Source organism: Streptomyces sp. NPDC058758, from assembly GCF_042746075.1.
Taxonomy (GTDB): Bacteria; Actinomycetota; Actinomycetes; order Streptomycetales; family Streptomycetaceae; genus Streptomyces.
The window spans coordinates 1-14280 of the sequence record NZ_JBHYPS010000022.1 but is presented as its reverse complement, the minus strand read 5'-3'; the positions used below and the strand labels follow the sequence as shown (position 1 = coordinate 14280).

The window sequence follows — 14280 nt, the reverse complement described above, 5'->3', positions numbered from 1 at the left end:
CACGAAGGGGCCGCACGATGAGGGTGCTACTGCTCGGAGCCAACGGCTTCATCGGCCGCTTCGTCGCCGACCGGCTGCTCGCCGACCCGGCGGTCCACCTCACGGCCCTCGGCCGCGGCGACGACGCCGACGTCCGCTTCGACCTCGCCACCGGCAGCCCCGGCGCCCTCACCCGCTTCCTGGACGCCGTCCACCCCGGCGTGGTCGTCAACTGCGCGGGCGCCACCCGCGGCGGCGCCCGCGACCTGACCCGGCACAACACGGTCGCCGTCGCCACCGTCTGTGAGGCCCTGCGCCGCAGCGGCTGCGGCGCCCGGCTCGTCCAGGTCGGCTGCGCCTCCGAGTACGGGCCCAGCCAGCCCGGCTCCTCCACCGCCGAGGACGCCGTGCCGCGCCCGGGAGGTCCGTACGGCGTCTCCAAGCTCGCCGCCACCGAACTCGTCCTCGGCTCCGGCCTCGACGCCGTCGTCCTGCGGGTCTTCTCCCCGGTCGGCCCCGGCACCCCGGCCGGCTCCCCGCTCGGCCGGCTCGCCGAGGCCATGCGCCGCGCCATGCAGGCCGGCGACGGCGAGCTCAAGCTCAGCGGCCTCGGCGTGCAGCGGGACTTCGTCGACGTCCGGGACGTGGCCCGCGCCGTGCACGCCGCCTCCCTCTCCGCCGCCCAGGGCGTCGTCAACATCGGCACGGGCCGGGCCGTCCGGCTCCGGGACGCCGCCGCCGTCCTCGCCCGGGTCGCCGGCTACGCGGGCAACCTCCACGAGGTCGACGCCCCGCACGGCATCCCGCAGCGGCCCGTCATCGGCGCCCCGCGCGGCGAGGCCACCATCGCCGAACAGCTGGCCGCCGCCCCCTTCCCGTACCCCGACGGCTGCGGCCCCTGGCAGCAGGCCGACGTCCGCACCGCCCGGGACCGGCTCGGCTGGCGCCCCCGGATCAACCTGGAGGAGTCGCTCGCCGACATCTGGATGGAGGCGGCGTGTCGCATCTGACCGCCACCGGCACCGTCCGGGCCCTCGGCGTCGGCGCCCCCGGCTACGCCCACCCGCTGCTCGCCCCGGTCGAATGGGCCGAGCTGACGCGGCCCGGCACCCCCGTCCACTGGGCGGTGCTCAACGTGTCCGACGGGCCCGGCAGCCGGCCCGACCCGCACTGCCTGGAGACCGCGGGGCGGCTCCGGCAGGCGGGGGTGCGGGTGCTCGGGCACCTGGACCTGGCGCACGGCTCGCGGCCCTTCGGGGAACTCGTCTCCGGGGCCCAGCGGTACCTCGACTGGTACCGGGTCGGCGGCTTCTATCTGGACCGCTGTCCCACGGACCGGACGGACCTGGCCGGGGTGAGGAGGGTCACCACCACGCTGTCGGCCCTCCTCGGCGGCGACGCCCACCTCGTCCTCGGCCAGGGCAGCCACCCGCACCCCGGCTACGCGGAGGCGGCGGACCAGCTGGTGACGTTCTCCGGGGCCTGGGTGGACTACCGCTGGTCGCAGGCGGCCGCCTGGACGGCGGACTACCCGGAGGGGAAGTTCGCCCACTTCGTCCACGGGGTGCCGCGCACCCATCTCGACGAGGCGCTGCGGATCGCCCGCTGGCAGGGCGCCGGCACGATCTTCTTCACCGACCGGCCGGGAGGGGGTCCGGGACAGAACGCCCCATTTCACTCGCTGCCCGGCTACTGGGACGAAATCGTCTCGCGTATCGGACAGGGAGTCTCGGAATGAAATAAGGCGTGGCAGGGTTACGAGGGAAGAACGATGCCTGTCCCCTCCCCGCGCGAGCGGGGGATGACCCTGGAGCCCCCGTGTCGCTGCCACCCCTGGTCGAGCCGGCTGCCGAGCTCACCGTTGACGAGGTCCGTCGGTACTCCCGCCACCTGATCATCCCCGACGTCGGGATGGACGGCCAGAAGCGCCTGAAGAACGCCAAGGTGCTGGCCGTCGGCGCCGGCGGCCTCGGCTCGCCGGCCCTCATGTACCTCGCCGCGGCGGGCGTCGGCACGCTCGGGATCGTGGAGTTCGACGAGGTCGACGAGTCGAACCTCCAGCGCCAGATCATCCACAGCCAGGCCGACATCGGCCGCTCCAAGGCGGAGTCGGCGCGCGACAGCGTGCTCGGCATCAACCCGTACGTGAACGTGGTCCTGCACGAGGAGCGGCTCGAGGCCGACAACGTGATGGACATCTTCAGCCAGTACGACCTGATCGTCGACGGCACCGACAACTTCGCCACCCGCTACCTGGTGAACGACGCCTGCGTGCTGCTGAACAAGCCGTACGTCTGGGGCTCGATCTACCGCTTCGACGGCCAGGCGTCGGTCTTCTGGTCCGAGCACGGCCCCTGCTACCGCTGCCTCTACCCGGAGCCCCCGCCGCCGGGCATGGTCCCCTCCTGCGCCGAGGGCGGCGTCCTGGGCGTGCTCTGCGCGTCCATCGGCTCCATCCAGGTCAACGAGGCCATCAAGCTCCTCGCCGGCATCGGCGAGCCGCTCGTCGGCCGGCTGATGATCTACGACGCCCTCGAGATGCAGTACCGCCAGGTGAAGGTCCGCAAGGACCCCAACTGCGCGGTCTGCGGCGAGAACCCGACCGTCACCGAGCTCATCGACTACGAGGCCTTCTGCGGCGTCGTGTCCGAGGAGGCCCAGGAGGCGGCGCTCGGCTCCACGATCACTCCGAAGCAGCTCAAGGAGTGGATCGACGAGGGCGAGAACATCGACATCATCGACGTCCGCGAGGTCAACGAGTACGAGATCGTCTCGATCCCCGGCGCCCGCCTGATCCCGAAGAACGAGTTCCTGATGGGCAACGCCCTCCAGGACCTCCCGCAGGACAAGAAGATCGTCCTGCACTGCAAGACGGGCGTCCGCAGTGCGGAGGTCCTCGCCGTGCTCAAGTCCGCGGGCTTCGCGGACGCGGTGCACGTCGGCGGCGGCGTCATCGGCTGGGTCCACCAGATCGAGCCCGAGAAGCCGGTCTACTAGGACGGTACGACGAGGGCCCCGGACCGGGTGGCGGTCCGGGGCCCTCGCGCGTCCGCGCTACCCGCAGGTCGTGCCGTACGCGGGCACCTTCCCGTCCAGCAGGTACGCGTCGACCGTCCGCGTCACGCACGCCGAGGTGCCGTACGCGCCGTGCCCCTCGCCCTTGTTGGTGACCAGGATCCCGACGCCCTCGCCCAGCTCCCGGGCCATCCGCTCGGCGCCCTCGTACGGGGTCGCCGGGTCGCCCGTGGTGCCCACGACCAGCACCGGGGCCGCCCCCTGGGCGGACGCCGCCGGGGTCCTCGCCTCGCCCTCCACCGGCCAGCCGGCGCACCAGCCGGCCGTGTCCCAGGCGAGGAAGGCGCCGAAGACGGGGGAGAGGCGGCGGAACTCGGGCAGCAGCGCCTTCGCCTCGGCGGCGGTCGGGCGCTCGCTGGAGTCGGCGCAGGAGATCGCCCGCTGGGAGTGCGACCGGGTGGCGTAACGCCCCCGCTCGTCCCGGTCGTTGTAGGCGTCCGCGAGCCGCAGCAGCGGACCGCCGTCGCCGCCCTCGGCCGCCGCCAGGGCCTGGGTGAGCAGCGGCCAACCGGACTCGGCGTACAGGGTCACCGCGATGCCGGTGGTCGCCAGGCCCTCGGTGAGCCGACGGTCGCCGACCGCCAGGGGTGCGGCGTCGAGCCGGGCGAGGAGCCGGGCGATCCTCGCGGAGCCGGCCCCCGGCTCCTGCCCCGTGCTCCGCAGGTAGTTGTCCAGGGCCCGCTGGAAGCCGACCGTCTGGTGCCGGGCGTGACCCGCCGTGTCGGCGGTCGGGTCGACGACCGCGTCCAGGACCAGCCGTCCCACGCGGCCCGGGAAGAGGTGCGCGTAGGCGCCGCCGAGCTGGGTGCCGTACGAGATGCCGAAGTAGCGCAGCTTCTCGTCGCCCAGGACCTGCCGGATCAGGTCCATGTCGCGGGCGGTGGCCGAGGTGGTGGTGTACGGGATCACGGCGCCGGAGCGACGGGCGCAGCCGGCGCCGAAGTCCGCCGCGTCCTCCAGGTAGGCGGCCTCCTCGGCGGGCGTGTCCGGCGTGGTGTCGATCCGGGCCTCGGCGGCGGCCTGCTCGGCGTCGTCGCGGCAGACGACGCCGGAGCTGCGGCCCACCCCGCGCGGGTCGAAGCCCACGAGGTCGTAGCGCCGGCCCAGCGAGGCGTACTCCCCGGAGAGCTGCGGCAGCGTGTCCACGCCCGAGGCGCCGGGCCCGCCGAAGTTGAAGAGCAGCGAGCCGATCCGGCGCTTCCGGTCGGTCGCCTCCTTGCGGATCAGGGCCACGGGCAGGGTGGCGCCGTCCGGCTTCGCGTGGTCCCGCGGGACCTTCACGGTGGCGCAGCGCCACTCGTCGCCCGCTCCCTCGCAGCGCTTCCAGTCGAGGCGCTGGGAGGCGAGGGCGGGGGAGCGCCCGGAAGCGGAGGCGGAGGCGGGCGAGGAAGGGGAGCCCGGGGAGGAAGGGGAGGAGGGGGAGCCGGGGGAGGCGGTGCCGGTTCCCGTGTCCGCGCACCCGGTGACCAGCAGTCCGCCGACGGCGAGGACCGTCAGACACCGGCGTACGGACATGGGAAACCCCCCGGGATCGAGACCGGCCGTCATCCTAGGGGGCGCTCCCGCGGCTACTTGCAGACGGTGCCCGAGGCCGGGACCTTCCCCTCCAGGAGGTAGCCGTCGACCGCCTTCTTCACGCAGGCGCTGCCGCCGTTGTAGGCGCCGTGGCCCTCGCCCTCGTAGGTCAGCTCCACCCCGACGCCGTCGCCGAGGGCCTTCACCATGGCGCGGGCCCCCTCGTACGGGGTCGCCGGGTCGCCGGTGTTCCCCACCACCAGGATCGGTGCCGCGCCGGGCGCGGACACGTCCGGGTGGTCCCAGGCGCCGGGCACCGGCCACTGCGAGCAGCTCGACAGGGCCCAGCCCATGAAGTCCCCGAAGACGGGGGAGGCCTCGCGGAACCTCGGCAGCCGCTCCTTGGCCTGGCCGAGGGTGTAGCGCTCCTTGAAGTCGACGCAGTTGATGGCGGCGTTGGCGGCCTGGATGTTGCTGTAGCTGCCGTTCTCGCCGCGCCCGTTCATCGAGTCGGAGAGGGCGAGCAGGAGCGCGCCGTCGCCGCCGTCCGCGGCCTCCAGGCCCTGCTCCAGATAGGGCCAGAACTCCTTCGAGTACAGCGACTGGGCGATGCCGTTGGTGGCCTGGGTCTGCGTCAGCTTCCGGCTGCCGATGCCGGCGATCGGCTTCTCGTCCAGCTCGGCGAGGAGGTCCGTGACGCCCTTCTCGACCTCGGCGACCGTCGCCCCCGGCAGGGCGCACTCGTCGCCCCGGTCCACGCAGTCCTGCGCGAAGTTGTCCAGCGCCAGCTGGAAACCCTTCGCCTGCCCCAGCGCGCCCTCCTCCACGCCCGCCTCCGGGTCCACGACCGCGTCGAAGACGGCCCGGCCGATCCGCTCCGGGAAGAGGTGGGCGTAGACGCCGCCCAGCTCCGTGCCGTACGAGATGCCGAAGTAGTGCAGCTTGTCGTCGCCGAGGACCTGGCGCAGCAGGTCCATGTCGCGGGCCGCGCTCTCCGTGCCGACGTGCGGCAGGACCGGGCCCGCGTCGGCCTCGCAGCCCGCCGCGTACTTCTTCTGCGCGTCGGACAGCGTCCGCTCCTCCGCCTGGTCGTCCGGGGTGAAGTCGAGCGCGTAGTAGGCGTCCAGCTCCTTGTCCGTGGCGCACTCGACCGGCTCGCTGCGGCCGACGCCCCGCGGGTCGAAGGAGACCAGGTCGTAGCGGGAGCGGAGGGTCTCGTAGTCCGCGGCGAAGCCCGGCAGGCCGGTGACGCCGGAGCCGCCGGGCCCGCCGAAGTTGAACACGAGGGAGCCGATGCGACGGGCCCGGTCCCCGGCCCGCGCCCGGATCAGCGCCAGCTCGATCGTCTCCCCCTCCGGCCGCGACCAGTCCAGCGGCGTCCGGAGGAACGCGCACTCCCACGCGGTGCCGCCGGGCAGCGGGGTCGGGGCCGAGCCGCCGCCCTCCGCCGCGGACGGCGGCGGGCAGGTGTCCCACTCCAGCCGCTGCCCCGTCAGCGCCGAGAGCCCGCCGGTGCCGGTGGGGCGGCCCGTGGCGGCCTGGTCGTCGCCGCCGTCGTCCGAGCAGCCGGCCAGGCACAGGACGGCGGAGGCGGTGAGCAGGGCGGCGGCGCGCTGAGCGGAGGAGATCGGCATGGTCCCATGCTCGTCGCCCCCCGCTCCCCCCGCGCGGGACGCACCCCCAAGCGGGTGTCGCCGCGCCGCCCGCCCCCGCCCGGAAGCCGGCGGGGACGGCTACAGGGCCTCTCGCCGGGTGAGCCAGTTGAAGCAGATCCAGCCCGGCAGGACCGGCAGCCACAGGGTCAGCAGCCGGTAGAGGAGAACCGCCGGGGTGGCGACCTCGATCGGCAGGCCCACCGCGACGAGACCGCCGATGAGCGCGCCCTCGACCGCCCCGACGCCGCCGGGCGTCGGGGCCGCCGAGCCGAGCGCGTTGCCCGCGAGGAAGACCACGGCCACGCTCGCGTAGCTGACCGACGCGTTCCCGTGCGCGAAGGCGCGGATCGAGGCGTCCAGGCAGAGGACGAACGCACCCGTCAGCAGCAGCATCCCGCCGATGCCCGTGACCAGCTTCATCGGCCGCTGGAGCACGTCCAGCATGCGCGGCACCACCCCCGCGAAGAGCGACCGCAGCCGGGTGGAGACGAACTTCCGCATGAAGGGGATCGCCGTCATCACCAGGACCAGCACCGCCACCGTCAGCAGACCGGCGATGACCGTCCTCGACGGCGTGAACGACTGCGACTTCTCGGTCCCCGTCAGATAGCCGAAGGAGAGCAGCAGCAGGATGTGCGCCCCGAGCCCGAAGAGCTGCGAGGCGCCGACGCTCGCCACCGCGAGCCCCGGCCGCACGCCCGCGCGCTGGAGGAAGCGGGTGTTGAGGGCGACGCCGCCGACCGCCGCCGGGGCGACGATCTTCACGAACGAGCCGGCGACCTGCGCGACCACCGTCCGCCAGAACCCCACCCGCTCCGGCACGAAGCCGAGCAGGCTCATCGCCGCGGCGAGATAGCTGATCGCCGAGAACAGCACCGCCGCCGCCACCCACCGCCAGTCCGCCTCGGCGACCGTGGACAGCGGCGTCCGGGCGATCTGCGACAGCAGGAAGTACGCGGCGACCGCGCCCGCCACCAGGGAGATGAGCGTCCGCGGCTTGATGCGCTCCAGGCGGACCGGCTCCACCGGCGCCTGCGGCCGGATCAGCAGCACCTGCCGGCGGATCTGCGCGAGCAGGTCCTCCTCGCGCGCCTCGTCCAGGGCCTCGTCCAGCGCCCGCTTCTCCGCCTTCTTGTCCGCCCGCTTCTCGGCCTTCTCCGCCTTGGGGTCGGTGCCGGGCGCCGGAAGTCCCGCGTGGGCGGCCGCCTTGGCCCGCTCCCGCTCCCGCTTCGCCTCCTCGGAGGCGGCCAGGACCGCCTCCCGCTCCCGCTGCGAACGCTCCCGCGCGAGCCTGCGCAGGGTGGCGCGGGTCGACCGGCTCAGCGCGATCGGCTGGAGCAGCGGCAGGCAGTCCGCCACCGCGTCCGGACCCAGCACCTCCACGGCCGCCGCCACCGCCCGCTCCGCCCCGACCCGCAGGCCCAGGGTGGTCAGGAACTGTGCGATGTCCATCCGCAGCACCAGGTCGCCGGCCGCGATCTCGCCGCCGCGCAGATCCGTCAGGAACACCCTGCCGGAACGATCCACCAGGATCGCGTCCCCCGAGAGCCTGCGGTGCGCGATCCGGCGCGACTGCAGCGCCTTCACCTGCCGCCAGCCGCTGCGCACCAGCTCGTCGGTGATCTCGGCGTCGTCCAGCGAGTCCAGGCTCCGGCCGCCGATGTGCTCGTAGACGAGCATCACCGCGTCCGGCCCCAGCTCGGAGGTGGCGATCAGCTTCGGCGCGTTCGCCCCGGCCGCGATCGCCGCGTACGCCAGCAGCGCCTCCTGTTCGAGCGCCTGCCGCAGCGAGACGATCGAACGCCGGGTCGTCACCGTCCGCAGGGTGATCCGCCGCCACAGCCGGTAGAAGAAGCCGTGCGCCTGCTGCTCGCGGTCGACGACCGTGACGTCCAGCGGCGGCCCGTCCTCCAGGGTCACGAGGTACCGGCGGCCCCGGTCGCCGCTCTCCGCGGTCTCCGGCACCTCCTCCGCGCGCAGCGCCGTCACCGGCCGGAAGCCGACCCGGCGCAGCCCGGCGAGGAGGGTCTGCCCGGTCGGCCGGACGTTCGGGGAGCCGACCGCGTACAGGGTGCCGTACGCCACGGTCCAGCCGATGAGCACCGTGAGGATGATCGAGAAGGCGGTGGTGTAGCCGGCCACCAGCATGGTGAAGGCGTCGAGCAGCAGCACCGCCCAGAGCGAGAACCGCCAGCGCGGCCTGCGGGCCATGCCGACGGCCGTCATGTACGCGATCACCGGCGCGAGGTAGTTGTGCACCGGGTCGGTCAGCCCGCCGCCACCGGCCGGCTGGGTCAGCGCGTCCTGGATCGTGGCCGGGGCGCCCTTCGCCACCCACAGGTCGATCGCCAGGGTGACGCCGTGCGCGAGCACCGCCGCGAGCACGCCGTCCGCGATCCGCAGCCCGTCCCGCTTCACCAGCCGCTCGATGGCGAAGGCCACCGGCAGGACCAGGATCGCGATCGACGAGACCAGCCCGGCGATCTTGACGAAGACGTCGGAGGCGCCGACGGCCCCCTTGTTGATGTCCTGCTCCAGGCCGGAGGTGGTGCCGTGGGCGAAGGCGGCGATGGCGAGGACGAGGGCGATGGCCAGCACGCCGGCCAGCAGGCGCATCAGGTCGGAGGGCCGGTGGACACGGGCGGCGAGCAGCGGTTCGTCGCCGGAGACCCGTTCGGGCATGTCGGGCCGAGCCTCACCGGGAGGCTGTGTGTCCTGACCCATCACCATGTCCGTCTCTGCGTGTACTTCTGCTGGTTCTGCTGCTTCTGTCTGCGTCTGCCGCTGTTGCTCTCGTATCACCAGTCACCGCCCGGACGATGGTGGCACGAAGAGCCGCCGGGCGGAGGCATCAGGGCCATGTCGGTGGGGTGAGGCAGGATGACACGGATGAGCCTGGAGGGACCCGTGGGACAGACCGGAGCGAGCGGAGCCGAAGACTCCGGGGCGGCGGACGAGCTGCCCCCGTACGCGGAGGCGGTGCTCGACGTCGCCGACCGCATCCCGCCGGGCCGGGTGATGACCTACGGCGACGTCGCCGAGTGGCTCGGCGAGGGCGGCCCCCGCCAAGTCGGCCGCGTCATGGCCCTGTACGGCGGCGGCGCCCCGTGGTGGCGGGTCGTGCGCGCCGACGGGACCCTGCTCCCCGGACACGAGCTGCGCGCCCTCGGCCACTACCGCGACGAGGGCACCCCGCTGCGCGAGCGCGGCCCGGCCGCCGACGGCCACGTGCCGAGGATCGACATGCGCCGCGCCCGCTGGGACGGCACCGGCGGCGGGACGGCCCGCGCGCAGACGGAACCGGAATGACCCGCACGGCCCGCCGCCCCGGCCGGGCGTGCGGGATCTCACACGGGACGGCGTGAGGGCCGGTACGGCCCCGGCCGCGCCGCCCGGCCCGGCCGGCCGGTCCCGGCGAGCGGGGCCCGCCGCCGCCCGGTTTCGCGTACCGTCGACGGGCGTGCCGCACACGGCGGCGGACACGGCAGGGGGGCCCACGGCGGCCACGGCGGCAGGGACACGAGCACGCGCGCGTGCCGCGGCCCGTACCCCGCCCGGCACCTCCGCCGTCACCCGCGCCGCCCGCGGCACCGGCACCACGACACCCTCGACCAGGACCGGCCAACCACGTGAGCTCCTCCTCCACCACCCGGCCGACGCCGCCGCACCAGGGACAGCCGTACCCGGGCGCGGGCAGGCAGCGGACCCCCGGCGCGTACCGGCTGGTGCGCACGGCCCCGGCCCCGGTGGCTCCTCCTCAGCTGGACGCAGCGCAGCGGGCGGTGGTTGAGCACGACCGGGGACCGCTCCTCGTCCTCGCGGGCCCCGGCACCGGAAAGACGACGACGCTGGTGGAGGCCGTCGCCGCCCGCGTGGAACGCGGCACCGACCCCGAGCGGATCCTCGTCCTCACCTTCAGCCGCAAGGCCGCCGTCGAACTCCGCGACCGGATGGCCACCCGGCTCGGCGGCCGCCGCCCGCCCCAGGCCACCACCTTCCACTCGTACTGCTACGCCCTCATCCGGGCCCACCAGGACGCCGAACTCTTCGCCGAACCCCTCCGGCTGCTCTCCGGTCCCGAGCAGGACCTCGCCGTCCGCGAACTCCTCGCCGGCCAGATCGACCTCGAACGGACCGGCGTCGGCGGCGTGCGCTGGCCCGACGAACTGCGCGCCTGCCTCACCACCCGCGGCTTCGCCGACGAGGTCCGCGCCGTCCTCGCCCGCTCCCGCGAGCTCGGCCTCGGCCCCGACGCGCTGCGCCGCTTCGCCGAACGCGTCGGCCGCCCCGACTGGAAGGCCGCCGCCGGCTTCCTCGCCGAGTACCTCGACGTCCTCGACCTCCAGGGCGTCCTCGACTACACCGAACTGGTGCACCGGGCCGTGCTCCTCGCCGAGCGGACCGCCCTCCCCGGGTACGACGCCGTCTACGTCGACGAGTACCAGGACACCGACCCCGCCCAGGTCCGGCTCCTCACCGCGCTCACCGGCGGCGGCCGGACCACGGTCGTCGCCTTCGGCGACCCCGACCAGTCGATCTACGCCTTCCGCGGCGCCGACGTGAACGGCATCCTCGACTTCCCCGCCGCCTTCGGCGGCGCCCCCGTCCGCGTCCTCGGCACCTCCCGGCGCGCCGGCGCCGGCCTCCTCGCCGCCACCCGGCAGCTCACCCGCCGGATGCCGATGACCCGGCTGCCGGCCGACGCCGTCCGCGCCCACCGCGAACTCGTGCCCGTCCGGGACGGCGGCTCGGCCGAGGCGTACACCTACCCCACCGCCTCCGCCGAGGCCGAGAACATCGCCGACCTGCTGCGCCGCGCCCACCTGGAGGACGGCGTCCCCTGGCACGACATGGCCGTCCTCACCCGCGCCGCCGCCGCCCTCCCCTCCCTCCGCCGCGCCCTCACGTCGGCCGGCGTCCCCGTCGAGACCGACGCCGCCGACACGCCCCTCCGCCACGAACCGGCGGTGGCCCCCCTGCTGCTGGCCCTGAGGGCGATCGCCACCCCGCTCGCCGGCGGGCGTGCCGCCGGGGGCCCCTCCTGGACGGAGTCCCCGGCGGAGGAACGGACGGACGCCACCGACGGCGGCGCCGCGCCGGCCCCCGAGCCCGCACCGGGCGAGGCCGCACCGGGCGGACCCCCCACCTGGCTCCCCACGGAAACCGCGCTCGAACTCCTGGCCTCGCCCCTGGCCGGCGTGGACCCCGCGGACCTGCGCAAACTCGGCCGCGCCCTGAGGGAGGAGCACCGCGCCGCGGGCGAAGGACCGCCGCCCCCCTCCGACGTCCTGCTCGCCCGCGCCCTCGCCGACCCCGAACGCCTCGCCGCCCACGACCCGGCCTACGCCCGCGGCGCGCTCCGCCTCGGCCGCCTCCTCCGGGAGGCCCGTGCCCTCCTCGACGCCGGCGGCACCGCCGAGGAGGCCCTCTGGGTGCTCTGGAACGGCACCCCCTGGCCCGGCCGTCTGGAGCGCGCCGCCCTCCGCGGCGGCCCCGCCGGCCGCAACGCCGACCGGGACCTCGACGCCGTCTGCGCCCTCTTCGAGACCGCCGCCCGCGCCGAGGAGCGGCTCGGCGGCCGCGGCGTGCTCAACTTCCTGGAGGAGCTGGACGCCCAGGACATCGCCGCCGACACCCTGACCCGCCGTCACACCCGCCCCGACTCCGTCCGCCTGATGACCGCCCACCGCTCCAAGGGCCTGGAGTGGAGCCTCGTCGTCGTCGCCGGCCTCCAGGAGGGCCTCTGGCCGGACCTCCGCCGCCGCGGCTCCCTCCTCGAAGCCGACCGCATCGGCCGCGACGGACTCGCCGAACCGCTCACCCCCGGCGCCCTCCTCGCCGAGGAGCGCCGCCTCTTCTACGTGGCCGCCACCCGCGCCCGGGAACGGCTCGTCGTCACCGCCGTGAAGGCCCCCGCCGAGGACGGCGACCAGCCCTCCCGCTTCCTCACCGAGCTCGGCACGGAGCCCCGGGAGGTGCCCGGCCGGCCCCGCCGCCCGCTCGCCGTCTCCGCGCTCGTCGCCGAACTCCGGGCCACCACCGTCGACCCGGACGCCTCGCCCGCGCTCCGCGACGCCGCCGCCCGCCGCCTCGCCGCCCTGGCCGCCCTCGCCGACGAGGACGGCCAGCCGATGGTCCCGGCCGCCCACCCCGACCGCTGGTGGGGCCTCCACGAGCCCACCCGCGGCGAGGTGCCGCTGCGCGACCGCGAGCGGCCCGTCGCGCTCTCCCCGAGCGCCCTGGAGAACCTCGCCGCCACCTGCTCCCTCCAGTGGTTCCTGGGCCGCGAGGTCAAGGCCGCCGAGCCCGCCTCCGCCGCCCAGGGCTTCGGCAACGTCGTCCACGTCCTCGCCGACGAGGTCGCCTCCGGCCGCACCCCCGCCGACCTGGACGTCCTCATGGCCCGCCTCGACACCGTCTGGGACGCGCTCGCCTTCGACGCCCCCTGGAAGTCCGCGCAGGAGAAGGCCCACGCGCGCGTGGCCCTGGAACGGTTCCTGCACTGGCACGTCATGGACCGCGGCGGCCGCACCCCCGTCGCCTCCGAGCACGGCTTCGACGTCACCCTGGACGCGGGGGAGTACCAGGTCCGCATCCGCGGCTCCATGGACCGCGTGGAGGCCGACGCGGAGGGCCGCGCCTACGTCGTCGACTTCAAGACCGGCAAGGCCGCCCCCACCGGACCCGAGGTCGCCCGCCACCCGCAGCTCGCCGTCTACCAGCTCGCCGTCCGCGAGGGCGCCCTGGACGAGGTCTTCGGCGGCCGCCGGCCCGAACCCGGCGGCGCCGAACTCGTCCAGCTGCGCCAGGCCGCGCCCAAGAAGGAGGGCGGCGACGCCCTGCCCAAGGTGCAGGCGCAGCAGCCGCCGGAGGGGGAGTGGGTCGGCGAGCTGCTCGCCACCGCCGCCGGCCGGGTCCTCGACGAGCGCTTCGCCCCGACCGCCGGCCGGCACTGCGAGACCTGCTCCTTCCGCGCCGCGTGCAGCGCCCGTCCGGAGGGCCGCCAGGTCGTCGAATGAACGGGGAGTGACGGGCGTCACGTTCCCGGTCGTACATCCTTTCCCGGCCCCGGCTGGTCACTCTCCCCGTGGCGCCGCATAAGGTCGCCGTGAAGAAAACCTGTGAATATTCGCTTTCGAACACGTCGAAGGCGTCACGCACGCTTGAGGAGTACGCGCATGAGGGCCAACCGGAAGCTCTGGGCCACCGCGGCGATCTGTCTGACCGTCGTCGCCGGTGCCACCGGCTGCGGCAAGGGCGACGACAAGCCCGCCGACCCCTTCGCGGGCCTCTCCGCCGACGCGATCGCCGACAAGGCCGTCGAGGCCACCAAGAACGTCACCGCCCTCCGCGTGAAGGGCGGCTTCGCCGAGGACGGCGAAACGGTGACCATCGACATGGCGGTCGACGACAAGAACAACTGCAAGGGTTCCATGGAGAACCCCAAGGGCGGCAAGGCCGAGATCATCGGCACCGGCGGCACCGCCTACATGAAGGGCGACGACGCCTTCTGGAAGAGCACCATGGGCGGGGAGGACTCCTCCGCCGAGGAGACCGGCGCCATCTCCACCCTGCTCAAGGGCCGCTGGATGAAGGCGCCGGCCGGCGAGGAGGGGCCCGCCGCCTTCTGCGACCTCAAGAGCATCACCAAGGACATGGACGAGGACACCCCGCGCAAGGGGCTGACCCGTGAGGCCGACGCCGACGTCGACGGCACTCCGGCCGCCGTCCTCAAGGGCAAGCCGGAGAAGAACGGCGAGACCCCGACCTTCTACGTGGCCAAGGACTCCGCCAAGCCGTACATCCTCCGCGTCGTCACCACCGGTGGCGACGAGCCGGGCACCGTCGAGCTCAGCGACTTCAACAAGCCGGTCGACGCCACCGCCCCGCCGGCCGACCAGGTCATGGACATGGAGGCGCTGATGAAGGCCGGCGCCGGCAGCTGACCCCCCGGCCGCCGACTAGGAAGTTTCTTTCGGATCATCTCGCCGACCAGATGAAGATGGCGGCGATGTGGAGTCCGGCGAGGTAGATGGTGGCGGTCTTGTCGTAGCGA

The 14280-nt window shown here is 74.6% G+C and carries 9 protein-coding genes; 6 read left to right on the top strand and 3 right to left on the bottom strand.

The window, feature by feature from the left end; all coding sequences use genetic code 11:
* Positions 1 to 17: 17 nt before the first annotated feature.
* The 3 genes from ACFW6A_RS23735 to moeZ all read left to right on the top strand — a co-directional run bounded on the left by ACFW6A_RS23735 (position 18) and on the right by moeZ (position 2976).
* Positions 18 to 989 (top strand): NAD(P)-dependent oxidoreductase, encoded by a 972-nt coding sequence (locus ACFW6A_RS23735; protein ID WP_043228915.1) that lies wholly within the window; start codon positions 18 to 20, stop codon positions 987 to 989.
* Positions 977 to 1717, top strand: coding sequence for a spherulation-specific family 4 protein (locus ACFW6A_RS23730; protein WP_351855240.1), 741 nt, complete (start codon positions 977 to 979; stop codon positions 1715 to 1717). The genes ACFW6A_RS23735 and ACFW6A_RS23730 overlap by 13 nt, the downstream gene beginning before the upstream one ends.
* A gap of 80 nt (positions 1718 to 1797) precedes the next feature.
* On the top strand, positions 1798 to 2976 hold the full coding sequence (gene moeZ, locus ACFW6A_RS23725) for an adenylyltransferase/sulfurtransferase MoeZ (RefSeq protein WP_150231474.1): 1179 nt from the start codon (positions 1798 to 1800) through the stop codon (positions 2974 to 2976).
* A gap of 57 nt (positions 2977 to 3033) precedes the next feature.
* Here moeZ and ACFW6A_RS23720 read toward each other — a convergent pair whose 3' ends face one another.
* The 3 genes from ACFW6A_RS23720 to ACFW6A_RS23710 form a co-directional block, all read right to left on the bottom strand.
* Entirely contained in the window at positions 3034 to 4569 is a 1536-nt protein-coding gene (locus ACFW6A_RS23720; protein ID WP_386642589.1) for an alpha/beta hydrolase, read from the bottom strand.
* Positions 4570 to 4622: 53 nt separating this feature from the next.
* Positions 4623 to 6203: an alpha/beta hydrolase gene (locus tag ACFW6A_RS23715; protein WP_351855247.1), complete on the bottom strand. Its 1581-nt coding sequence runs from the start codon at positions 6201 to 6203 to the stop codon at positions 4623 to 4625.
* A gap of 99 nt (positions 6204 to 6302) precedes the next feature.
* Positions 6303 to 8954, bottom strand: coding sequence for a flippase-like domain-containing protein (locus ACFW6A_RS23710; RefSeq protein WP_386480105.1), 2652 nt, complete (start codon positions 8952 to 8954; stop codon positions 6303 to 6305).
* Between the two features lie 159 nt (positions 8955 to 9113).
* Between ACFW6A_RS23710 and ACFW6A_RS23705 the strand changes: the two genes are divergently transcribed.
* From ACFW6A_RS23705 to ACFW6A_RS23695, 3 genes are all read left to right on the top strand, one after another.
* Complete coding sequence (locus ACFW6A_RS23705; protein ID WP_386480107.1) at positions 9114 to 9533, top strand: MGMT family protein; 420 nt, start codon at positions 9114 to 9116, stop codon at positions 9531 to 9533.
* Between the two features lie 320 nt (positions 9534 to 9853).
* Positions 9854 to 13243, top strand: coding sequence for an ATP-dependent helicase (locus tag ACFW6A_RS23700; RefSeq protein WP_386642586.1), 3390 nt, complete (start codon positions 9854 to 9856; stop codon positions 13241 to 13243).
* 159 nt (positions 13244 to 13402) lie between these two features.
* Entirely contained in the window at positions 13403 to 14170 is a 768-nt protein-coding gene (locus tag ACFW6A_RS23695; RefSeq protein WP_386642583.1) for a hypothetical protein, read from the top strand.
* Positions 14171 to 14280 lie beyond the last annotated feature (110 nt).

Excerpts from the sequence above, each read along its gene's own strand:
- ACFW6A_RS23735 (WP_043228915.1), top strand. The coding sequence starts at position 18 with ATGAGGGTGCTACTGCTCGGAGCCAACGGCTTCATCGGCCGCTTCGTC.
- ACFW6A_RS23720 (WP_386642589.1), bottom strand. The coding sequence starts at position 4,569 with ATGTCCGTACGCCGGTGTCTGACGGTCCTCGCCGTCGGCGGACTGCTG.
- ACFW6A_RS23715 (WP_351855247.1), bottom strand. The coding sequence starts at position 6,203 with ATGCCGATCTCCTCCGCTCAGCGCGCCGCCGCCCTGCTCACCGCCTCC.
- ACFW6A_RS23710 (WP_386480105.1), bottom strand. The coding sequence starts at position 8,954 with ATGGTGATGGGTCAGGACACACAGCCTCCCGGTGAGGCTCGGCCCGAC.
- ACFW6A_RS23705 (WP_386480107.1), top strand. The coding sequence starts at position 9,114 with ATGAGCCTGGAGGGACCCGTGGGACAGACCGGAGCGAGCGGAGCCGAA.
- ACFW6A_RS23695 (WP_386642583.1), top strand. The coding sequence starts at position 13,403 with ATGAGGGCCAACCGGAAGCTCTGGGCCACCGCGGCGATCTGTCTGACC.